General features: G+C 43.5%; 25 protein-coding genes and 1 other annotated feature. Of the genes, 9 read left to right on the top strand and 16 right to left on the bottom strand.

Annotation, left to right across the window (positions count from 1 at the left end; translation table 11 throughout):
* Nucleotides 1-47 precede the first annotated feature (47 nt).
* The 6 genes from BLQ32_RS19615 to BLQ32_RS19725 all read right to left on the bottom strand — a co-directional run bounded on the left by BLQ32_RS19615 (nucleotide 48) and on the right by BLQ32_RS19725 (nucleotide 4,499).
* Nucleotides 48-1,396 (bottom strand): IS3 family transposase gene (locus BLQ32_RS19615; protein ID WP_139150554.1). Its coding sequence is split into 2 segments (ribosomal slippage): nucleotides 48-952 and nucleotides 952-1,396, totalling 1,350 coding nucleotides; the frame shifts between segments, so codons are not numbered across the junction.
* Between the two features lie 81 nt (nucleotides 1,397-1,477).
* Nucleotides 1,478-2,041, bottom strand: coding sequence for an NADPH-dependent FMN reductase (locus BLQ32_RS14080; protein ID WP_074510822.1), 564 nt, complete (start codon nucleotides 2,039-2,041; stop codon nucleotides 1,478-1,480).
* A 204-nt stretch (nucleotides 2,042-2,245) separates the two neighbouring features.
* Nucleotides 2,246-2,674 (bottom strand): protein-tyrosine phosphatase family protein, encoded by a 429-nt coding sequence (locus BLQ32_RS14085; RefSeq protein WP_036803444.1) that lies wholly within the window; start codon nucleotides 2,672-2,674, stop codon nucleotides 2,246-2,248.
* A 155-nt stretch (nucleotides 2,675-2,829) separates the two neighbouring features.
* Complete coding sequence (arsC, locus tag BLQ32_RS14090) at nucleotides 2,830-3,249, bottom strand: arsenate reductase (thioredoxin) (RefSeq protein ID WP_053168032.1); 420 nt, start codon at nucleotides 3,247-3,249, stop codon at nucleotides 2,830-2,832.
* A gap of 218 nt (nucleotides 3,250-3,467) precedes the next feature.
* Entirely contained in the window at nucleotides 3,468-3,803 is a 336-nt protein-coding gene (locus BLQ32_RS14095; RefSeq protein ID WP_053168035.1) for a hypothetical protein, read from the bottom strand.
* A 519-nt stretch (nucleotides 3,804-4,322) separates the two neighbouring features.
* Nucleotides 4,323-4,499, bottom strand: coding sequence for an amino acid transporter (locus BLQ32_RS19725; protein WP_139150555.1), 177 nt, complete (start codon nucleotides 4,497-4,499; stop codon nucleotides 4,323-4,325).
* 511 nt (nucleotides 4,500-5,010) lie between these two features.
* On the opposite strand from BLQ32_RS19725, the gene BLQ32_RS14105 reads away from it, so the two are divergent.
* A complete protein-coding gene (locus BLQ32_RS14105; RefSeq protein WP_074510824.1) occupies nucleotides 5,011-5,373 on the top strand; it encodes a GNAT family N-acetyltransferase in 363 nt (120 codons plus the stop codon).
* 297 nt (nucleotides 5,374-5,670) lie between these two features.
* The gene (locus BLQ32_RS14110; protein WP_175557123.1) at nucleotides 5,671-6,264 is read left to right on the top strand and encodes a DedA family protein; all 594 of its coding nucleotides are present in this window, start codon (nucleotides 5,671-5,673) and stop codon (nucleotides 6,262-6,264) included.
* Between the two features lie 181 nt (nucleotides 6,265-6,445).
* Here the strand turns inward: BLQ32_RS14110 and BLQ32_RS14115 are convergent, their stop codons facing one another.
* The 4 genes from BLQ32_RS14115 to BLQ32_RS14130 all read right to left on the bottom strand — a co-directional run bounded on the left by BLQ32_RS14115 (nucleotide 6,446) and on the right by BLQ32_RS14130 (nucleotide 9,134).
* Complete coding sequence (locus BLQ32_RS14115) at nucleotides 6,446-7,414, bottom strand: NAD(P)-dependent alcohol dehydrogenase (RefSeq protein WP_074510825.1); 969 nt, start codon at nucleotides 7,412-7,414, stop codon at nucleotides 6,446-6,448.
* 259 nt (nucleotides 7,415-7,673) lie between these two features.
* The gene (locus tag BLQ32_RS14120) at nucleotides 7,674-8,060 is read right to left on the bottom strand and encodes a VOC family protein (protein WP_074510826.1); all 387 of its coding nucleotides are present in this window, start codon (nucleotides 8,058-8,060) and stop codon (nucleotides 7,674-7,676) included.
* Between the two features lie 63 nt (nucleotides 8,061-8,123).
* Nucleotides 8,124-8,399, bottom strand: a complete 276-nt coding sequence (locus tag BLQ32_RS14125; RefSeq protein WP_074510932.1) for an ArsR/SmtB family transcription factor — start codon at nucleotides 8,397-8,399, stop codon at nucleotides 8,124-8,126.
* Nucleotides 8,400-8,543: 144 nt separating this feature from the next.
* Nucleotides 8,544-9,134 (bottom strand): class I SAM-dependent methyltransferase, encoded by a 591-nt coding sequence (locus BLQ32_RS14130; RefSeq protein WP_139150556.1) that lies wholly within the window; start codon nucleotides 9,132-9,134, stop codon nucleotides 8,544-8,546.
* 247 nt (nucleotides 9,135-9,381) lie between these two features.
* Here BLQ32_RS14130 and BLQ32_RS14135 point away from each other — a divergent pair, with 247 nt between their 5' ends.
* On the top strand, nucleotides 9,382-10,080 hold the full coding sequence (locus BLQ32_RS14135) for a CPBP family intramembrane glutamic endopeptidase (protein WP_074510827.1): 699 nt from the start codon (nucleotides 9,382-9,384) through the stop codon (nucleotides 10,078-10,080).
* A 35-nt stretch (nucleotides 10,081-10,115) separates the two neighbouring features.
* On the opposite strand, the gene BLQ32_RS14140 is transcribed toward BLQ32_RS14135, so the two are convergent.
* Nucleotides 10,116-10,862, bottom strand: a complete 747-nt coding sequence (locus tag BLQ32_RS14140) for a MerR family transcriptional regulator (protein ID WP_074510828.1) — start codon at nucleotides 10,860-10,862, stop codon at nucleotides 10,116-10,118.
* Between the two features lie 140 nt (nucleotides 10,863-11,002).
* On the opposite strand from BLQ32_RS14140, the gene BLQ32_RS14145 reads away from it, so the two are divergent.
* Both BLQ32_RS14145 and BLQ32_RS14150 read left to right on the top strand, forming a co-directional pair.
* Nucleotides 11,003-11,734, top strand: coding sequence for a cytochrome c biogenesis CcdA family protein (locus BLQ32_RS14145; protein ID WP_074510829.1), 732 nt, complete (start codon nucleotides 11,003-11,005; stop codon nucleotides 11,732-11,734).
* Nucleotides 11,735-11,751: 17 nt separating this feature from the next.
* Nucleotides 11,752-12,393: an alpha/beta fold hydrolase gene (locus tag BLQ32_RS14150; RefSeq protein WP_083335346.1), complete on the top strand. Its 642-nt coding sequence runs from the start codon at nucleotides 11,752-11,754 to the stop codon at nucleotides 12,391-12,393.
* Between the two features lie 83 nt (nucleotides 12,394-12,476).
* Here the strand turns inward: BLQ32_RS14150 and BLQ32_RS14155 are convergent, their stop codons facing one another.
* The 4 genes from BLQ32_RS14155 to BLQ32_RS14170 all read right to left on the bottom strand — a co-directional run bounded on the left by BLQ32_RS14155 (nucleotide 12,477) and on the right by BLQ32_RS14170 (nucleotide 15,958).
* Nucleotides 12,477-12,701 (bottom strand): DUF3953 domain-containing protein, encoded by a 225-nt coding sequence (locus BLQ32_RS14155; protein WP_074510830.1) that lies wholly within the window; start codon nucleotides 12,699-12,701, stop codon nucleotides 12,477-12,479.
* Nucleotides 12,702-12,881: 180 nt separating this feature from the next.
* A complete protein-coding gene (gene metG / locus BLQ32_RS14160) occupies nucleotides 12,882-14,516 on the bottom strand; it encodes a methionine--tRNA ligase (protein WP_074510831.1) in 1,635 nt (544 codons plus the stop codon).
* Between the two features lie 51 nt (nucleotides 14,517-14,567).
* Nucleotides 14,568-14,828 (bottom strand) — a binding site (T-box leader).
* A gap of 63 nt (nucleotides 14,829-14,891) precedes the next feature.
* Nucleotides 14,892-15,512 (bottom strand): YczE/YyaS/YitT family protein, encoded by a 621-nt coding sequence (locus BLQ32_RS14165; RefSeq protein ID WP_074510832.1) that lies wholly within the window; start codon nucleotides 15,510-15,512, stop codon nucleotides 14,892-14,894.
* Nucleotides 15,509-15,958, bottom strand: a complete 450-nt coding sequence (locus tag BLQ32_RS14170; protein ID WP_074510833.1) for a GNAT family N-acetyltransferase — start codon at nucleotides 15,956-15,958, stop codon at nucleotides 15,509-15,511. Before BLQ32_RS14170 ends, BLQ32_RS14165 begins: the two co-directional genes overlap by 4 nt.
* A gap of 129 nt (nucleotides 15,959-16,087) precedes the next feature.
* Between BLQ32_RS14170 and BLQ32_RS14175 the strand changes: the two genes are divergently transcribed.
* The 4 genes from BLQ32_RS14175 to BLQ32_RS14190 are packed head-to-tail and all read left to right on the top strand — an operon-like array spanning nucleotide 16,088 to nucleotide 18,232.
* Entirely contained in the window at nucleotides 16,088-16,540 is a 453-nt protein-coding gene (locus BLQ32_RS14175; RefSeq protein WP_074510834.1) for a MarR family winged helix-turn-helix transcriptional regulator, read from the top strand.
* Nucleotides 16,541-16,560: 20 nt separating this feature from the next.
* Nucleotides 16,561-17,073 carry a spermidine/spermine N(1)-acetyltransferase gene (gene paiA, locus BLQ32_RS14180; RefSeq protein WP_074510835.1) on the top strand — a complete coding sequence of 171 codons (513 nt, stop codon included), beginning with the start codon at nucleotides 16,561-16,563 and terminating at the stop codon, nucleotides 17,071-17,073.
* Between the two features lie 23 nt (nucleotides 17,074-17,096).
* A complete protein-coding gene (locus BLQ32_RS14185) occupies nucleotides 17,097-17,723 on the top strand; it encodes an FMN-binding negative transcriptional regulator (protein ID WP_074510836.1) in 627 nt (208 codons plus the stop codon).
* A 47-nt stretch (nucleotides 17,724-17,770) separates the two neighbouring features.
* Nucleotides 17,771-18,232, top strand: a complete 462-nt coding sequence (locus BLQ32_RS14190; protein WP_074510837.1) for a hypothetical protein — start codon at nucleotides 17,771-17,773, stop codon at nucleotides 18,230-18,232.
* Nucleotides 18,233-18,347: 115 nt separating this feature from the next.
* Here the strand turns inward: BLQ32_RS14190 and BLQ32_RS14195 are convergent, their stop codons facing one another.
* Complete coding sequence (locus BLQ32_RS14195; RefSeq protein ID WP_036803407.1) at nucleotides 18,348-18,929, bottom strand: NAD(P)H-dependent oxidoreductase; 582 nt, start codon at nucleotides 18,927-18,929, stop codon at nucleotides 18,348-18,350.
* Nucleotides 18,930-19,013 lie beyond the last annotated feature (84 nt).

The following is a 19,013-nucleotide window of genomic DNA, read 5'->3' on the forward strand; positions in this document are numbered from 1 at the left end:
AGAAAAGCAACCGGAAAATGAACTGACCCAAAAAAGTTAGACAAAAATTAAGCAGCTTGCTCGACATGAGTTCGGTATTCCACCGGGCTCATGTTTTTTAATTTGGATTTCATTCGTTTCTGGTTGTAATACACCATATAGTCATCCAGTTCCTGGCGGAAATGTTCGATACTCTCAAATTCCTGCAGGTAGAGGAGTTCAGTCTTAAGAATTCCGAAAAAGTTCTCAATCACCGCGTTGTCGAGGCAGTTCCCCTTACGGGACATGCTTTGGGTGATGTTGCGGTTGATCAGCGCTGTTTGGTATTTTTCCATCTGATAGTGCCAGCCTTGGTCAGAATGGAGAACGAGTTCCACTTCGGGATCCAACTGCTCAAAAGCCTGTTCGAGCATCGTGGAAACCAGGTCATACGTTGGCCGGCTTTGGATCGTATAAGCAATGATTTCACTGTTGAACAGGTCCAGCACAGGGGAAAGGTAGAGTTTCTGGCCGAAAAGGGAAAACTCCGTCACATCCGTCACCCATTTCTGGTTCGGTTTTTCGGCCGTAAAATCCCGGCTCAGCACATTTGGTGCCACCTTCCCGACATTGCCACGGTAAGAACGGTATTTCTTCATCCGCACCCGGCAGGTGAGGCCAATCGCTTTCATTAGCTTCAGAACGGTTTTCGGATCATGCTGGATGCCTCGCTTGCCCAATTCGATTTGGATATTCCGGTGTCCATAACGCCCTTTGTGCTCATGGTAGATTTCGGCGATATTCGCTTTCACCTCTTTGTACTTGTCGGGACGCTCATGGTGTTTGATCCAATAATAATAGGTGCTTCTCGGAATGGATGCCACCTGGATGAGGTCGACGACCTTGAAATCATGCCTTAGCTCATAGATTACTTGAGCTTTGAGTTGCGTTGTGAGCGTTCCTTTTCCTTCACTAAGGCATTCAACTTTTTTAAATACGCGTTCTCCATGCGCAGCCGTTCGACTTCTTCCTGAAGTGTTTCGTTCGACTTCTTTGGCGGTACGGGTTTCTTTGGTTTCTCTTTCATAGATGGACGCCCCTTTTTCTTTGAAATGAGGGCCTCCGGTCCGATTAGATCATGTGCCGCCTTCCAGTTCGAGACTGTGCTTCTGGAAGGGATATCGAAAACGGTAGCTGCTTCCGAAGGGGACGCCCCCGTATCATTCATAAAGTTAAGTACGTCCATTTTATACTCAGGTGTATAGTTTGTATATCGTTTTCGCAAGCCGTCTTCGCCGTGATGCCGGTATCGTTCAATCCAATGATGAAGCACTTGTTTGTTCACCGTATGTCGCTTGGCGATTTGTTTAATCGACGTGTGGCCCGCTAAATACTCTCGAACGGCCCGGAGTTTCTTTTCAATCGTAAATTTCGCCATAGAAAAACTGCACCTCCATTGTTAGTTGTGTCTAACAATTTCGGTGCAGTTCAAAAAGTCCGGTTGCTTTTGGTGTTCGAATTATTTACTGCGCAGTGGCTGCAGTGCATTTGTCCAGGCATTGACTTGGTCAAGCATGATATTGACCGACTTCTCATGGACGGCCGCCGGCTTGAATGTGCTCATTTTCTCAAAATCGGTAAATAGCGACATCGATGGATGTGCCCGTACAGTCGCAACTTGCAGTTCGGCCATGATGATCCGCAGCGATTCCGCCGCCCGGACGCCGCCTGCCGAACCATAACTGACAATGCCCGCCGCTTTGTTGTTCCATTCAATATACAGATAATCAATGGCGTTCTTTAGGGCCGATGTTACTCCGCGGTTGTATTCCGGACAGATGAAGACGTAGCCGTCCAGTTCAGCTATTTTCTTGGCCCACGGAATCGCTTCCGGCGTCTGGTAGTCCTGGCTGTATGCCGCAGAAATCGGTTCTGCGTACATCGGCAGGTTGAACTCTGCTAAGTCGACGATTTCATAGTCGGCGTCACCCCGTTTGTCTGCAATGCCTTTGACCCATTCCGCAACTTGCGGGCTGTTGCGCCCTGGACGCGTGCTTCCTGTAATGATGCCAATTTTCGTCATAAAAATGATGCCTCCTCCATTTGGATTAGTACTTCAATCTTCCGACGCTGAACATCTGGATGTACTGCCATCATAAAACTTATCTCCCTCAAATTCAAACTATTTCGTCAATCAACAATAAAAAAAGAGCTCAGAGATGAGCTCGTCATTACAGGCTGGAAAGCCTTAACGTTTCCGATTTTATTGACCCTGTAATCGCTTTTGCTAGGCGTCCGGAAAAAGGCGATGCAAAGATTCCTTCAATTGCGGATTCACACTGATAATCGGGCGCACGGATTTGGCTTGTGCTTCCGCATCCTGGATGCTGCCGGCTTTACCCAGGGCGAGCAACGCGCCAATGGCCACAGTCCCGGCCCGGTTGCTGCCGCTGGCACAGTGGAAGTAGATTTTCTTGCCGTCGTTGTATGCGCCGACAACCTGATCGATTGCTTCTTTGACCGATTCATCCTGCTGCTGGTCGGTTTCGTTTATGATTGGGCTGTGGATCCGCTGATAGCCGTAGTCCCCTGCTCCCGCTTCTGAACGCAAGTCAACGACCACATCGATTTGTTCTGTATCAAATGCTTTTTGAGCATCTGCTGCACCGCCAATGAAAATGCGGCCTTCCACCAATTCCTGATAGGCTTTGTCCATTACGCTTCCACCTTCCTCCGCGTTCCAAAATATTTTTTGCATGCTAACTTTCGAGAACCGCTCTTTCAAATGGGTATAGCCTATTTTCGCTTATCATAAACAGTGCCATTTGCCGTTCTATAACCCTAAACCGGCCTTTATCAGATCTACCTTAATTACTTTCCGGTCTCGGCAAAGTGGCGGATTCGTTCGCCGATTTCATCGCGGACATTCTGGAATACGGTCCACTTTTCTTCTTCCGTTCCTTGGGCTTTCGCAGGATCTGTAAATCCCCAGTGGTCGCGTTTTACATGGGGCGGCGTCATCGGGCACTTGTCCGCTGCGTCGCCGCAAAGCGTCACCACAAAGTCGGCATTGTTTAGGATGTCCGTGTCGATGATGTCCGATGTGTGCTTGGAAATGTCGATGCCTACTTCGTCCATCGCTTTCACGGCTTTAGGATTCAAGCCGTGCGCTTCGATTCCCGCGCTCAGCACTTGCCACTCGTCTCCGAGAATTTCTTTTCCCCAGCCTTCTGCCATCTGGCTACGGCAAGAGTTGCCTGTGCATAGGAAATACAATGTTTTTTTCGTCATTCAATAAAACCCCTTTTCCAGTTGTTTGCCTGCTATTCATGATTAACTAAAATTCAATGCATGATTAGCTGCTTATTAGTTTTTCTCTTTTACAACATATCAGCATTTGCTTATATGTTCAAGAGTCCCTTAATGGAGCAGGTTAAACTTTATGGAAATTAAAAAAGCACACCGCTATCGGCATGCTCCATCTGATTATTTGAATCACAATATTTTCATTAATTGCCGTATGCATCACTCTTTACCGGAATTTCACTGAATTCTGGATGGGTGAACATTTCTTCGTAAGGAATTGTAGAACTTACTTCGTATTCGCCGCTTTGTTCTTTGTATTCAAAAATCACCAGCTGCTTCCAGCCGCTTACCGTTCCTTCATCGACGATGCCGATTTTATTAGGCGCGATTTGGATGATGCGATTCTCCGGACTTTCTACACTGACAGGAACTTCCGGATGATTGAGCTCTTCTGCCTCGGTAGTCATATTGTCGATGATTACAATCAAACAAATCAAGATTCCGCTTAAGACCACTTTAAAAAACAAATCCTTTTTCATTTTGTATGGCTCCTTCATTATATATTGCTATGTATTTTGTTCAGTTAACTCACCTCAAAAGTTTTCCCTTCACTAAGTAAAAAATAAAGAAAATAGCCGTAAAGAAAATGACTGTAAGTACTACATCGAACCAATTGATAAATTCCACAACTCCGTCCCCCTATTCAGACTATGCAGCCTTTAAAATTTTCAATTGCACTCATATGAATCTTTTTTAACAGTAGCTGTTTTGGCCAAGTCATTTCCAGCCAGAGCAGTTGCTTTTTTTCTTGAACTGCCAAACCAACAAAACTTGAATTCAACAATTGAATGATTTCGACTCTACGGTTTTGATGCAATCGCGTGAGATCCGCAAAATACTGATGCACTTCCCTTAGCGCGCTTGTTCATCCAGATAGCTCCTATGCGATTAATTTCGTATAGACTTAAAATCTGTAAAGCTGACACAAATTAAAATCTTAAAAAACTTGATAACTTTTCTCTTCATTAATAAAAAGAACTACGCCAACTATTCTTAACTTATTGAATGAATATGCCGATCAAGATAATCAGCAAAGACAACCCAAAAAATCCGGCCATGAAATAGCCGAAATAACGCAAAAAGCGTGGAAGTTTCTTCACTTCAATCGAACTTGGAGCCCCTTCGATGTTTTGCATATGTGCGACCGCGTCATTAAATGGCTTTTTTTCCGGCATTGGAACGGCCTCCTCTTAATAAAGTAAATCCAGACAAATTATGGTTATTACAATATTAACAAATTTACCCAGCCCTGCCTATGGGAGATGAAAAAGAAATTTATTGTTATTTCGCTTTTCTAAAGTACAAGCAGATAAATCGGATGTTTCTAAGTCATTTAAAAGCATCGAAAATATCGTAAATGCCAGCTTTAACAAATTAATCGAATTTAAGTTTCTTTCTCCGAATGCTCGATTATTCGGCACGTTAGATAATGGAGCATTTATTATGCATTCCTTATATTTTACTTTCATTGACTTTTTATATCCGACTTAGTATCATAAATATATCTAAAAAATATAATATCAATCTTTTAAAAATGTCATGAAAATTTCCGTATCATTTTTATGAAGACTTAAAATTTAAAATCAGGACGAGTATACCAGACAATAGCGCTGGAAATAACGCCGAAAAGAATGAACCATTCTTTTCGGCGTTTCTGCGTTTTTTATCACTAAGGAGGGATTTTTAATGGTACTTATCAAGTTCGAGAATTCTCATGAGAAAGTTGCCATGGATTTGTTATCTTTCATGTCCAACGAGCAAAAATTAAATGTCCTCCATCACACCATCCATTTATATGAAGAAGATCCGAATTGGCACCTGTACTTTTGGAAAGTGGATGAAAATTTTGTCGGTGCCATTGGCATTGAATTAAATGAACATACATTCAACGTTCATCATGCCAGCGTTCATCCTGATTTCCGGAATGAGGGCATTGGCCATATTATGGTCGAACATGTCCAGCGTCTCCATGAACCTTTGGCGATGAGTGCTACTCCCGAAACGAAAGATTTCCTTGCAAAATGCTGGGAGCACCAATTTTCAGGGTAAACACTGATTCTTCGTCTATGAAGAAAAACGGGAAGACCCAATTTTCATTTTTAAACATCCTATAGGTATTGAGAAGATGCTGCTTTATGCCTCTTCTCCTTTTTGCGTTTACAGGATTCTTCAACTGTCTCTACAACTCACGTATTCCATGTCTGCTTTTAGATTAGCTCATGTAGTTTTTTTATGCAGCTACTTTTCCGTCCTCCTTATTCGTGGTATACTTCGTACTTTGAAACAGAGAATTTATCGGGAATCATTTTCTCGTAAGAACAGCAGAGAGTAAGGAGGCTATAAGATTTGGAAACGATCATTCTGCAATTAATGGAAGTGTTTAAGGGGCTCTCCTACTTCGGGATCATGCTTGCTTTGACATTTGAATTTATGCCGGCGGAGCTGGTTCTGCCTTTAGCAGGCTATTGGGTCTATGAAGGCGATTTGATTTTATACGGCGCAATTTTGGCTGGCTCGATCGGCGGCGTGCTTGGCCCATTAACGCTGTATGCACTTGGCCGATACGGCGGACGGCCGATGGTGCTGAAATACGGCAAATACTTCTTGGTCACCGAAGAACATATCAATAAGTCTGACCGCTTTTTCGAAAAATACGGCGGCGGTGTCGCTTTCTTCGGCCGCTTTTTGCCGGGCGTCCGTACAGCGGTCTCCATTCCATGCGGCATGGCAAAAATGAACGTCTGGAAATTCATCTTTTTTACATACATCGCGATGCTTCCGATCACAACCGTTTATGTCTATTTAGGATTCAAACTTGGGCCTCAGTGGACCCAAGCTGGAGAGATTTTCAGCCAGTACGCCAACCTTCTGTTGGTGCCAATTGCGGCAATCACTGTCTTAATGATTGTGAAAAGAAGAAAAAGAGTCAAATCCATTTAAGTTTTCAGCGTTTCAAAACTCTATCAACAGCCAGAACTACAGTGAACTGCTAGTCTCTTCCATAAAAAAAGACCTGAACATAAGCGCAAGGCTACTCTTGCCGCTTTTGCTTGGGTCATTTTTTATAGTAAATCCGCCGGAAAGGCATGCTCTGTTTTTAACCTGTAAATTCCTTCAGAATTTAAAATTGCGGGATCATCGTGATAACCACGTTTCCATGTTTGTGGCCCGTTTCAATATATTTATGCGCAGCCGCCACTTGGTCCAGTGGATACCTTCTATCGATAACCGATCTGATCTTCCCTTCTTCAATCAATTCTTTCAAAAAAAGCAGATCTGCTTTTTTCATCGATGCTACTCCGCCTTTCAGCTTTTTGTGGCGGCCAGCTGAAGTAACTATCATCCGGGCAAATTGCGGCACTCCTGCAACAGCCGCTAAGAAGATGCCGTTTTCCTTTAACGAATTCTTACATTTTGCAAACGAGGTTTTTCCGACCGTGTCAAAGATCAAATCGTACGTTTTTTCGTTTTTTGTAAAGTCCTCTTTCGTATAATCGACCACAAAATCGGCTCCCAGCGATTTTACGAGCTCTAAATTTTTCGGACCACAGACCGCGGTCACTTCCGTGCCAAACGATTTGGCGAGCTGGACCGCATATGTGCCCAGTGCACCGGAAGCGCCGTATATCAGAACCTTTTGGCCCGGTTTAATATGGCCTTTATCTCTTAAAAAGAATAAAGAAGTAGTCGCTCCAAATGGAACAGAAGCCGCTTCTTCAAACGTCATATTGAAAGGTTTGAGACTGATGGCACTTTTCTCTTGCAGGCAGACATACTCGGCATTAGCACCGAGATTACCCCCGGTCCCACAAAACACGAAATCCCCGACCTTGAATTGCTTGACGTTTTTCCCAATCGCTTCTACTTCTCCGGATAATTCAGATCCTAAAATCCCGACTTTCGGTTTTTTCATGCCATAAAACAACCTGACGGCAAACGGATCCGCCCTCCGTACTTTGCAGTCTCCGGAAGTCGCTGTTGTAGCATGCACTTTTACAAGTACTTCGTCATCTTTAGGCAACGGTTTATCCACTTCTCTTAATTCCATTACATCTGGCGGTCCGTATTTTTGATGGACACTTGCTTTCATGATGAAACTCTCCCTTCGTTACACGCTTGCAAGGGACTGATAGCAGATTAAAAATTACAGAAAATTCAATTTATCACCTTCAGAGTATACCTGTTGCTTATGCATAGCAATTTTAAGTAACTGCAATACGCAGAGAAGCGAATTTTCATTTCGACATTTAAATTTTTTTACTTGATGCCCACACTTCCTTTGGAGCACCTTTTTCTCATAAAAAAAGGATCTCCGAAGAAACCCTTTTTTGCTTTGCTCTTTAACTTTTTTATTTCGGCTGCGCAATCTGAATGAAATTTCCGCATGTATCGTCGAACACTGCGATTGTGACCGTGTCCATTTCAGTCGGCTCGATTGAAAATTGAACCCCTAAATCCAATAAGCGTTTGTATTCAGCGTGAATATCCGAAACGCCAAACATGGTGGCCGGGATGCCTTCAGCAAAGATCTTCTGCTGGTATTCTCGGGATGCCGGGTGATCGTTCGGTTCAAGCAACAGTTCCGTGCCTTCCGGATTTTCAGGAGACACCAATGCAATCCATCTGAATTTCCCCATGGGGATGTCGTGCTTTTTTTCAAAGCCGAGCGTTTCCGTATAAAATTTCAATGCCTTGTCCTGGTCTTCTACAAACAAACTGGTAACGATGATGTTCATTGTCTTATCCTCCTTGTTAACTTCTCCGCTACAACTTTGTGAGACATGCCGTACGTTTGCGGGTCAATCGATCCATCTGTTCAGCAAATTCTTCAACGGTTCACTATTATACCGGAGAACCCGGTACTTCCCCTTTCTTTCCGATTTCACTAGGCCCGCTTCATCCAATAAAGCAAGGTGCTTGGCAATGGCTTGCCGCGACATATCGAGCTTGTGTTTTGAAATAAGGCGGATCGACAATTCATACAAAGTCAGTTCATGGCGCTCCGCCATTTCGTCCAGGATCAGCCGCCGCGTCGAATCATTAAGAGCTTTGAATACTGCGTCGTCATTTTTCATATCTTTATTATACGCAACCAAATTGTTGCACGTCAACTTATCTGCAGATTCTAATCTCTTCATGCCCCGGTACGTGTTTTGCCGCATGCCCTTTTAATCAAAACCTTTGCAGACACATTAAGTCCTTTATTTGAGTAAAAAATTTTATGGTTTTTGGGCAATCAGGACATACAAAGATTCAGCTGGAAAGTGTTTTTCCGTAATCCGAAGTCCTGCCTCCGTAATTGCCTGTTCCATGCCGGCCAACGTAATTCTGGGCACGTGTTGGCCCGGTCCGGCTTTAGGTTCCAGTTCCACACAAATTAAATAGCCGTCTTCTTTCAGTACATTCTTCAATTGCGTTAAAGTCGGCGCTAAGGGCTGGATTTCATGCAGAACCAATGAAGCGATGACGACATCGATGGATGAGTCAGGCAATGGGATTTTATCTGAATGGCCTTGGATTGGCACAATATTTGTAATGTTTTCCTGCTGAGCTTTGGAGCGGATCATTTCGAGCATGCTGTTATCCAGATCTAACGCATATACTGGTCCGTCCACTAGTTTAGCTGCTGGAATGGAAAAATAACCGGTCCCTGCCCCGAAATCCAATATTGTAGCATTCTGTTTTATGGGAATTAAGTTCAATAGTTTTTCCGGCGGCATTTCCTCTCTTCTTTTCGGGCTATCTAAGTAAGATACTTTCCCTTTGTGCTGGTGCTGTCCATGGGTGTGATTGCGATGATGGGCCATCATTCATTTCCTCCTCTATGCCGTTTTGTAAAAACGGCGTTATTAATTCACCAAATCATTTGCTGCTATTTTAAAAAAGATATTAAAGAGCCTTATAGTCTTTAATTAAAATCAATTTACCATCTAATTTACCCAAAGTCAACTTAATATGAAATGGCCCTTTTGCCTTTTTTATTAAGATAAAACACTTGCAGGTGACCTTACGTCACCATCTATGCTGGAGATACCAAAAAAAGTTGGAGGGATTAAATTGACAACGGAAACATTTGAAAGAAATACTAATTGGCACTGGCGGGACCTATTCAGTTTGCTGTTCCTGGCATTGGTTTTCGTCCCCTTTTTTATTGAACACAGCTTATATAACACATTGCTGGAACTTTTCCAAAACGAGCTTTATGCCGGCACATCCATTGGCTTGATCATGTCCTTTATTTTTATGGCGGCACTCTTCTTTTTCGTATTAAAACCCAAAAACCAGTCATGGGCAGCAGTCGGAGTCCGGCCCTTTTCGCCTGGCCATTGGAAGCTCATTGCCGTATGGACATTTATCTTAATCCTGGTCAGTGTCGGATTGGTGATGATCATGTCTTTTATGGGAATTGGTTCCGATAACAGCAAGACCGAAAGCCTTCAAACGGACATGAACGTTTTCAATTTCATTATCGCCTTTGTTTCCGCAGCCGTCATTTCGCCGGTATATGAAGAAATTTTTTACCGCGGCTTTCTTTACCGGTTCTTTCAAAGCCGTTACGGCATTTTGTCGGGCATGCTGTTCAGCTCAGTTATTTTTACGATTGTCCACATCCCGACCTATAACACCTTGCCCGTCAATTTTGTATCTGGCCTTATTTTTGCGTGGGTCTACCAAAAAACGGGATCTGTCATTCCCAGCATCATCATCCATGGAGTTTTCAATGGAATCGCGGTAATCTTAACGGCCATCGCTTAACTTGCTTTTAGGCTGAATAATCGGCTGATTCTATTTTAGAGAGTTTCCTTTTTACTGGCGCTTTCCAAAAAATCAATGACTCCGGGGTCTATCGGATACAGTCCAAGTTCCTCTGAAGCTTGGGCTGATTTTCGGACTTCCCAAAACGCTTCTGTGAGTTCCGGATTGTTGCCGAAAGTTTCCGCAGACAGGAGATCTGCGTCTTCTGAAATTAGCTGCCCTTCCCGTGATTGAGGGGTAATCCCTTTTTCCAGGCACAGTTCTATCCGCTTGATCAAATTGATCCACTTTTTCGTCGTAGAATCATCACTTTCCAGTTTCGGCAACTGGCTTTTCAAAGTGGTCTGCTGCTCCTTGGAAAAATAGCGGCGCCATTCTTTTTCCTTATCAGCACCCGCGACCAGAGCAATCAAATCCTCCCAGTGCAGGCTGTCCTGCAAGTCCAGAATATTTAACAGCGACTGTGTGTGCTTCAACGAGGCATGGAGCCTTTCGATTTCTTCTTTTAGAATTGTCTTATGTGCCAGCAACACCGCCGCCATCGACTGCTCTGCAAGGATACGCCGGCTGTCTTCCAGGGACAGGTTCAACGATTTAAGCAACAGGATTTTTTGCAGATTCAGGATATCTTCTTTGGAATAGAACCGTTTTCCACCTGCCTCTTTTTTAGAAGGTTCCACTAAACCAATTTGATCGTAATAGCGGATGGTCCGAACGGAAACGTTCAATAGCTTGGATAATTCTCCAGTAGACAAATAAGCCGGTTGTTCTTTGGAAATCATTTTACTCCTCCTCGTTCAGAAATAATGGCAGATCTCTATTTTTTCAATCAAAATGGATGTCCTCTTAATTGTAATATTTAATGGGAACTATGGAAATAAAAGTTATCTTATTGTGCTAGAATATTGTTGAGGTGTTGAACTTGGAAAACATTACAATATTCATTGCGTTAGCCGGGGGATTTTTGGCATTTGTCTCTCCGTGTTGTCTGCCTTTATACCCTTCTTTTATTTCGTATATCACCGGTGTCTCTGTAAACGAGCTAAAGGAAAACAAGCAGGCTTCTTTCAGAAAGAAAATCTTAATGCACTCGATTTTCTTCTCATTAGGCTTTTCTGTCATCTACTACATATTTGGTTTTTCGTTAAGCACAATTGGCGGCTTATTCCGGACGAACCAGACCCTGATCCAAATGCTTGGCGGCATTTTCCTGGTTTTCATGGGCTTGTTCTTAATGGGCATTATCAAACCTGAATTTATGTTCCGTGAAAAACGCCTCAATTACCAAAAGAAATCCGCCACTTACTTGAATTCGTTTGTGGTCGGCTTCATCTTTTCGGCCGGATGGACGCCTTGCATCGGACCGATATTTGGTGCGATTATCACATATGGAAGCTTAGTCAATCCTGCTCATACGATTGCAGTGGTAACCACCTATTCGCTTGGCTTCTGTGTGCCGTTTATCATCATGGCGTTCTTTATCGGCAAGACGAAATTCATCTTGAAATATTCAGCTGGACTGATGAGATTTGGCGGCGCCATCATTGTCCTTTTAGGCATCATGATTTACTTTGACAAAATGTATTATTTGAACATCTGGACCGCTGATCTCCAAAGCTTTATGGAGTCTCTTCTTAATTTAATATCTTATTGAAAAAGGAGGTACATTTAATGAACATGCAAAAAGAAACAATCAAAGGCTACAAGGATTTAGATATTCCTTATTCACTTATCACGCATGAAGAACAATCAAATAAACTGGCCATATTCCTGCCCGGCGCTGGATATACGACACAAAGGCCCTTGTTCCACTACTCAGAAGAAATCCTGTTAAAAAAAGGATTTGATGTCTTGAATGTGAACTACCGATACAACGACACGGATTATGACAGCTTTGATATGGATGAACTGAGTACAGCAATTAAACTGGATGTGAAGACCGTTATTGATGAAGTGTTGAAGGATGGGGCTTATAAAGAATTTTATTTAGTCGGCAAATCACTTGGAACGATTGCATTGTGCACCGAACTGGAAAGAGACGCTTTTAAAGATGCTAAAGTGGTTTGGCTGACGCCATTAATCCACCGTGATGATGTATTGGATAAAATGGTCCAGAACCCCAACAAAGGCTTGTCTTTCATTGGCGACAACGATTATTGCTATTCAGAGGAAAGGTACAAATTATTGACGGAGAATTCAAATCTGATTTCGCGACTTTTCCCCAATGTGGATCACAGCATGGAATACAAAGGCGATCCTTTTAAGTCGATTGAAACGTTGAAATCGATCATGGAAGAGATCAATCAATTTTAAATAAACCGGTTAAAGGCCGCAAAAAAAGGATAGCAGGCGCTATCCTTTTAATCTTGTTTAATCCTACAACTTCATGTTCCGTTTTATTGAAACGCATAAACAGCAGCTACTAAAATAAAAGCAGCAAGGACAAAATTGATTAAACCATCTACTTTTCGTTTTCGGAATTCAGAAATTCCAGCCGCTATAAACAACAGTCCTACAGCCAACAACATAAAAGGCAAAATCCCTGCGGTATTTCCTGTAAGCAATCCATAGGCAGAAAATGCGAGCACAATTATTCCTAGAATGATAATCACTATTTTCATTTGCCCTCACCCCTATCTTAATAACATAAGACAATCTACAGGCTCTTTTTTCCTATTATACTCGCTTAAATATTTTCTGAGCAGTTTAATTAAAATTATTAATCTTGTAAAAAATCATGCCATAATAATCTCTGCTTTTTTAAAACTCTTCTATTCAGATTATTTTACACGGCTTCAATTTCACTTCGCTTCACTATTTAGCTTTTCAACCTCTTCTTCAATCCGCTTTATGTCATAGCGTTCGAACAGCGGCTTGATATTCGATACCTGCACAGTTTCACAATCTACATAGCCCCATCTCAACACTTCCATTGCCAGCATGCCTTGTACCTTTTCCGTCGAGAACGGCAAAAACGGGTTTAAGAGCTGGCTGAGGTTCGCAATGATCAGCATGCACGTGGCAATCGTTTGATCACACGAAGCCCGGTTTTCTTTGATTTCTTTCCACGGTTCTTTTTCGTCAAAGTATTTATTGGCAAAGCGGACGAACGCGAACACTTCTTCAATGCCTTCTTTGAAATGGCCTTCCTCGATTTTTCGGCCGACGCTTTCATAAAGCCCTTCAATTGTTCTTTTTATGCTGGAATCCACTTCTGCTTTTGGTATGGTTCCTTCGTAGCTTTTCTCGATAAATTTCAAAGTTCGATTGATGAAATTTCCATAGGCTCCAAGCAGTTCGCCGTTGTGGCTGTAAATGAATTCACGCCAGGAAAAATCCGTGTCGCGGTTTTCAGGCGCGTTGATGGCCAGAAAATAGCGGATGGAATCCGGGTTGTATCTATCCAAAATATCCGGTGCCCACACAGCCCAATTTTTGCTTGTCGACAGCTTCCGTTTTTCAAGCGTCAAGTATTCGTTGGAGACGATATGAGTCGGCAAGCCCTGGACGCCAATGCCTTTTAGTATTGCCGGCCAAATGATCGTATGGAATGGGATATTGTCTTTGCCGTGGACATAATAAGCCTTTGCATCTCCTTGCCAGAATTCTTCATCGCTCTCGTGATTTTCAGCAGCCCATTGCCGGCTTGCGGAATAATAGCCCGAAACGGCTTCGATCCAGACATACACCTTTTTATCTTTATAGCCCTCTACCGGCAAAGGGACGCCGTTTGGCAAATCCCTGGACACTGCCCGGTCCAACAGCCCTTCTTTTAAGTAGCGTTCAGACAAATGAATGGCGTTTTCGCGCCAAGCACCCCTGTCCTTTGCTTCTTTAACATAGGTCTCAAGTTCTCCTTGAAAAGCACTTAACGCAAAATAAAATTGTTCCGTTTTCTTCACCGTCGGCGCATTTCCGCAAAGCTTGCATTTCGGCTCCAGTAAGTCCAGCGGATCCAAAATGGTTGAGCAATTGTCGCATTGATCGCCGCGGGACGGATGGGCACATACCGGACAAATCCCTTCTACATACCGGTCAGGCAAAAAACGCTGATCAGTTTCACAGTACATCTGGTCGGTTTCTTTCTTATAGATATGGTCGTTTTCCATCAAGTCCAAAAAGATCCGTTGAACCGTTTCATGATGAAAAGCACTGTCCGTCCTTGTATACAAATCGTAGGTGAAGCCGAGCCTCGAGAAACTTTCCGTAAATTCCTGATGGTAGTGATCGGCGATTTCTGTGATTGTTTTCCCTTCCTGATTGGCCCTGATGGAAATCGGCGTCCCGTTGCAGTCACTGCCTGAAACATACAAAACCCGCTCACCTTTTAACCGGTAATACCTCGCCAAAATGTCCCCCGGCAGCAAGGCCGCGATATGACCCAAATGCAACGAACCGTTGGCATACGGCCAGGCGCCTCCAATAAATACGCTCATCTTCTCCACTCCTCTTTTAGAAAGTAAAAAACCCCGCCTTTATCCGAATCGAATAAAGGCGAGGTTCACTCGCGGTTCCACTTTAATTTGCTGCCAACTCACGCCAGCAGCCTCAGTCAGTACAAAGCTTCTGCTCCTGTACTGTGGCTTTGATAACAAGTGCCAACTCTTGTCGCATTCTACTGGTTCCAAACGGAAGGTTCAACGCGAAGCTCCGAGGCCATTTTCGATTGCGCATTTTTGCTTCTTTTCAGCTGCCGAAGCTCTCTGGAAAAAACGCAGTCAATCTACTCTTCTCATCATCGCTAAATTATTTATTTTTGATTAGTATATCTGCAGATGCCATTTTTTACAAGATGAGCTTGAAGTTTTATTTTATGATTCTGTATGGAGCGTTGCTTTCAAGGCTTTTCCGATTGGCTTCATAAAGAAATTAAGGATCAGGCCTCCAAAACAAACCGTTAAAACCGTTCCAATTCCAATCGGCCCTCCCACGAGAAAAGCCACAATCAAAAAGCCAAGATAGATCAGCGTCCGTGAAACAAAGAGGTCGGTTCGCGTTAAGTCTTTAATGATTAAGGTCAACCGATCTATCGGAATGGGGGCGAAATTTGTCAGGAGATAAGTGGCGGTCCCCGCTCCGATTAAAACCAGGCCGAAAGTAAAGCAAATGGCCTTGGCGCTCCAGATTTCAGGTGTGACCACGCTGCCTAAGAGAAAAAGCCATAAATCAATTCCAACGCCTGTAATGACTGCTGTGATCAGTCCCATCACTTCCGGCCGATGCCTGGTCAGTAAAGAATTGCAGCCGATCATGAGGACAGCCAGCAAGACTTCCCAACTCCCAACGGTTAGCCCCACCTTAATAGACAAGCCCACCAAAACTGCGTCAAATGGCGACGTCCCTAAGTCAGATAAGATGGTTAAGGAAATGCCAAGGGCCAGTCCCATGATTCCCAGCAGGAAAAATGCAAAGTTTGCGTATGGCTTCTTCATATTCGTTTTCCATGAGACAGATCTTTCGTCATAACAATATGAGGGATTCCGTCTTCCATAAAGACAGCCGAGCGGCTCTCATAGCCCAGTTTTTTATAGAAGCCTGCTGCCTGCGTCTGTCCGTGTAATTTCACTTGGGCTGCGCTTTGGCTTTCGGCAATTTCCTCCAATGACCCGATAATGATTTTGCCGATTCCCAGTTTCCGGTACGGTTCCAATATGCAAATTCGCTCCAGTTTCCCTGTTTGCTCCAGAAACCGGATTCTCCCGGTTCCTACAGCTTGCCCGTCGTAAAATACGAGTATGTGCCGGCATGGGCTTCCAATCACGTCAAATTCATCGAATTCATCTTCTATCGCCACCTCTTGTTCATTCACAAAAACTTGTTCCCGAATCGCAAAGGCCTTCTTTAGGTCTTGTTCGTTCGACATAAGTTTGGTTTCCATATCCTTCACCCCTAATGGTTTAATAAGAATTTCATTTTCCTGTTGCGTTGGCGGTCCATTTGCAGTACATTCAATATATACGATATTTTATTGCAAATGCAACAAAAACTTTTTTTGAAGGAGCTCCTTATGAAAGAAATTCTGCGCGAAATCGGCATGATTGCCCGGGCCCTGGATTCCATCAGCAACATCGAATTCAAGGAATTCGATTTGACCAAAGGCCAGTATTTGTATTTGGTGCGGATCTGCGAGAACCCTGGAATTATCCAGGAACAATTGATCGACTTGATTAAAGTCGACCGCTCCACCGCCACACGGGCGATTCAAAAGATGGAGGCAAACGGGTTTATTGAAAAGAAAGACGATCCGGGCAACAAAAAAATCAAAAAGCTGTTCCCGACAGACAAAGGCAACGCTGTCTACCCGTTCATCAAACGGGAAAACGATCACTCCAATAAAGTGGCATTGGACGGTTTTTCTGAGCTGGAAGAAGAAATGGCTTTTGAATTGCTGCAGCGGATCCGGAAGAACATCGAAACGGATTGGGATTTTGTAAAAAAAGGAAACAAGCGGGATTATTAAGCAAAGGAGCGAAAGTTCAGATGATGATTAAGAAGTGCACCCTGGATGACGTAGTCGAACTCCAGGCGGTCAGCAAAGAAACATTTACGGAAACTTTTCAGGAACAAAATTCACCGGAACATTTGAATGCCTATTTGGAACGGGCTTATAACCTGGAGCAATTGGAACGTGAAATAGCCAACCCCTCTTCCCACTTTTACTTTGTTCTATACGACCAGCAAGTCGCGGGTTATTTGAAAATCAATACCGGGAATGCCCAGTCGGAAGAAATGGGCGAGGATTCGCTGGAAGTTGAACGGATTTACGTAAAAAAAGATTTTCAGAAACACGGGCTCGGAAAGCAGCTGCTGAACAAGTCGATGGAAATGGCTTTGGAGCTGAACAAGTCGAAAGTTTGGCTTGGCGTATGGGAAGAAAATGATAACGCAATTGCGTTTTACCAAAAGAAAGGCTTTGTGCAAACTGGCGCCCATTCGTTCTTTATGGGCGACGACGAACAAATCGACTTGATCATGACAAAGTCACTCCAATAACAGCTTCTGAAAGGCGGTCCATCATGTTTATTCCAAAACAGTTTAAAGTCAGCGATTTTGAAGAAATTCGGGAATTTGTCCAGCAAAACTCCTTTGGGACACTGGTCACCACTCGAAAAGGAAGGCCCATTGCTACCCACCTGCCTTTGCAGTGGGCCAAAGAAGGTGAAGATACCTTTATAACCGGACACATGGCATACGGCAATCCACAGTGGCGCACGTTTGAGGCGAATGATGAGGTTCTGGTCATGTTCCAAGGACCGCACGCGTACATTTCCTCTTCCTGGTACGAGCATGAAAACGTTCCAACATGGAACTACCAGTCGGTCCATGTTTACGGAGCGGCACAGCTATTAAGTGAGGAAGAATTGAAACAGGACTTGACGAATCTGTTATTGAAATACGAAGAGCACCGGGAGAACCCGGTCTTATGGGACAAGCTGTCTTCTGAGCTATTGGAAAAAGAAGTGAAAGGCATTGTCGGATTCAAAATTAAGATTAAAGAGATCCAGGCGGCAAACAAATTAAGCCAGAACCGCAATGCGCAGGATTACGAAAACATCGTAGCGAAACTCCACGAAGAAAAAGATCCGAATTCCCATCAGCTGGCAGAGGTAATGGAGAAGAAAACACCTTCGCCGAAGAATTAACTTCCTATCGGACACTTCTTTTAAAAGCGGGAAGGAGAACGCTATACATGAAATCTCAGTTAAAAATCGCTAATTGGTTATTGGGGTTGGATTCCGATCAAACTCAGGAATTCTATGCTAAAGGTGTAGACGTTTGCAATTGTGCATACTGCAGCAATTTCACAGCTTCCACTGGAAGGATGAGTTCAAAGTTCATTGCTTTGCTTGCAGCACTTGGAATCGACCCGAAGATGCCTGCAGAACTCTCAGAATTCCCATCCAACGAAGAAGGGCTTCATACGTACTTGGGTTTTTACCATTTCACGGGGACTGTTATAGAAGGCGAACTGACCACTTCCTCTACCTGGAAAGAATCCAACACGCTGAACCTCGACAATTTCACCATCGGTTTCTCCACAGAGTTGATGTTTGTTCCTGAAGATTTTCCAGCGCCGGTTCTTCAGCTGGAGTTTGAAGTGGATCTTCCCTGGGTTTTGGAACCTTTAGATAAAACAGCTGATAATCAGTGAAATTTAAAATCCTGTAAGCCCTTTGCGAAGGACGTACAGGATTTTATGCCTTAGACTAAAAAGATGTTAATATTCCGCGTTAAAAACAGATGGTTATTTCAAAATGAAGTTCTTTTTACCGTTTAAGAAACCCTGAAAAGTCCCGGGCCGCTTCTCTTGCATCCTGTATCAGTTCCATCAGGAAGTTGTCGGGTTCGCTCCTTTCCTGATGGAGATGCCTTAATGCGCAAGTTTCCAACATATCCATTGAACATTCCTTTAAAAAATTCCGCAAGAAATCATGTTCTTTCAACTGGAAGACCGGAACAAGCGTATCGTCTTCTATCTGCAGATGGAAGCCTTTTTTATTTGCCAGTTTCTGCGTGTTTCTTGTTGCCACCAATACTTCAATCCATGACTTTAAGTGGCCTGGAATCCCGAACCCGATTGTTTGCGTAATGAAAACCACAGCTTCTGCATCCGCTATTTGATCAAGCAAAAGACCGAAATCCTTTGTTTTTCCTTCCGCCTCCTCCACTCTGTTTTCTGAATTGAAATCCAAAGCCGGCAGCTCCGTTTCAAATATATCCACTTCCTTGACTTCGTAATCTGACTGGCTTGCGCGCAGCTCATCCAAAAATGCTCTGGAAACGGACGAACTGAAAGAATCGGCCCGAGTGTCCGGGTTTGCAACAATGCATAAAATTCTTTTTGCCATTCTTCCTCTCTCCTTTCTTTTACTCCTCATATGACCGTTCTGGACACTTCTAAACCTTCTAATCCTGGACCGCTGCTTTGAATA

This window comes from Planococcus glaciei (genome assembly GCF_900099655.1).
In the GTDB taxonomy this organism is placed as follows: Bacteria; Bacillota; Bacilli; order Bacillales_A; family Planococcaceae; genus Planococcus; species Planococcus glaciei.

What these genes read in the sequence shown, in the direction of transcription:
- BLQ32_RS14080 (WP_074510822.1), bottom strand. Translation starts at nt 2,041, where the DNA reads ATGACGAAAATTGGCATCATTACAGGAAGCACGCGTCCAGGGCGCAAC.
- BLQ32_RS14085 (WP_036803444.1), bottom strand. Translation starts at nt 2,674, where the DNA reads ATGGACAAAGCCTATCAGGAATTGGTGGAAGGCCGCATTTTCATTGGC.
- arsC (WP_053168032.1), bottom strand. Translation starts at nt 3,249, where the DNA reads ATGACGAAAAAAACATTGTATTTCCTATGCACAGGCAACTCTTGCCGT.
- BLQ32_RS14095 (WP_053168035.1), bottom strand. Translation starts at nt 3,803, where the DNA reads ATGAAAAAGGATTTGTTTTTTAAAGTGGTCTTAAGCGGAATCTTGATT.
- BLQ32_RS19725 (WP_139150555.1), bottom strand. Translation starts at nt 4,499, where the DNA reads ATGCCGGAAAAAAAGCCATTTAATGACGCGGTCGCACATATGCAAAAC.
- BLQ32_RS14105 (WP_074510824.1), top strand. Translation starts at nt 5,011, where the DNA reads ATGGTACTTATCAAGTTCGAGAATTCTCATGAGAAAGTTGCCATGGAT.
- BLQ32_RS14115 (WP_074510825.1), bottom strand. Translation starts at nt 7,414, where the DNA reads ATGAAAGCAAGTGTCCATCAAAAATACGGACCGCCAGATGTAATGGAA.
- BLQ32_RS14120 (WP_074510826.1), bottom strand. Translation starts at nt 8,060, where the DNA reads ATGAACATCATCGTTACCAGTTTGTTTGTAGAAGACCAGGACAAGGCA.
- BLQ32_RS14125 (WP_074510932.1), bottom strand. Translation starts at nt 8,399, where the DNA reads ATGAAAAATGACGACGCAGTATTCAAAGCTCTTAATGATTCGACGCGG.
- BLQ32_RS14130 (WP_139150556.1), bottom strand. Translation starts at nt 9,134, where the DNA reads ATGATGGCCCATCATCGCAATCACACCCATGGACAGCACCAGCACAAA.
- BLQ32_RS14140 (WP_074510828.1), bottom strand. Translation starts at nt 10,862, where the DNA reads ATGATTTCCAAAGAACAACCGGCTTATTTGTCTACTGGAGAATTATCC.
- BLQ32_RS14150 (WP_083335346.1), top strand. Translation starts at nt 11,752, where the DNA reads ATGAACATGCAAAAAGAAACAATCAAAGGCTACAAGGATTTAGATATT.
- BLQ32_RS14155 (WP_074510830.1), bottom strand. Translation starts at nt 12,701, where the DNA reads ATGAAAATAGTGATTATCATTCTAGGAATAATTGTGCTCGCATTTTCT.
- metG (WP_074510831.1), bottom strand. Translation starts at nt 14,516, where the DNA reads ATGAGCGTATTTATTGGAGGCGCCTGGCCGTATGCCAACGGTTCGTTG.
- BLQ32_RS14165 (WP_074510832.1), bottom strand. Translation starts at nt 15,512, where the DNA reads ATGAAGAAGCCATACGCAAACTTTGCATTTTTCCTGCTGGGAATCATG.
- BLQ32_RS14170 (WP_074510833.1), bottom strand. Translation starts at nt 15,958, where the DNA reads ATGGAAACCAAACTTATGTCGAACGAACAAGACCTAAAGAAGGCCTTT.
- BLQ32_RS14175 (WP_074510834.1), top strand. Translation starts at nt 16,088, where the DNA reads ATGAAAGAAATTCTGCGCGAAATCGGCATGATTGCCCGGGCCCTGGAT.
- paiA (WP_074510835.1), top strand. Translation starts at nt 16,561, where the DNA reads ATGATGATTAAGAAGTGCACCCTGGATGACGTAGTCGAACTCCAGGCG.
- BLQ32_RS14185 (WP_074510836.1), top strand. Translation starts at nt 17,097, where the DNA reads ATGTTTATTCCAAAACAGTTTAAAGTCAGCGATTTTGAAGAAATTCGG.
- BLQ32_RS14190 (WP_074510837.1), top strand. Translation starts at nt 17,771, where the DNA reads ATGAAATCTCAGTTAAAAATCGCTAATTGGTTATTGGGGTTGGATTCC.
- BLQ32_RS14195 (WP_036803407.1), bottom strand. Translation starts at nt 18,929, where the DNA reads ATGGCAAAAAGAATTTTATGCATTGTTGCAAACCCGGACACTCGGGCC.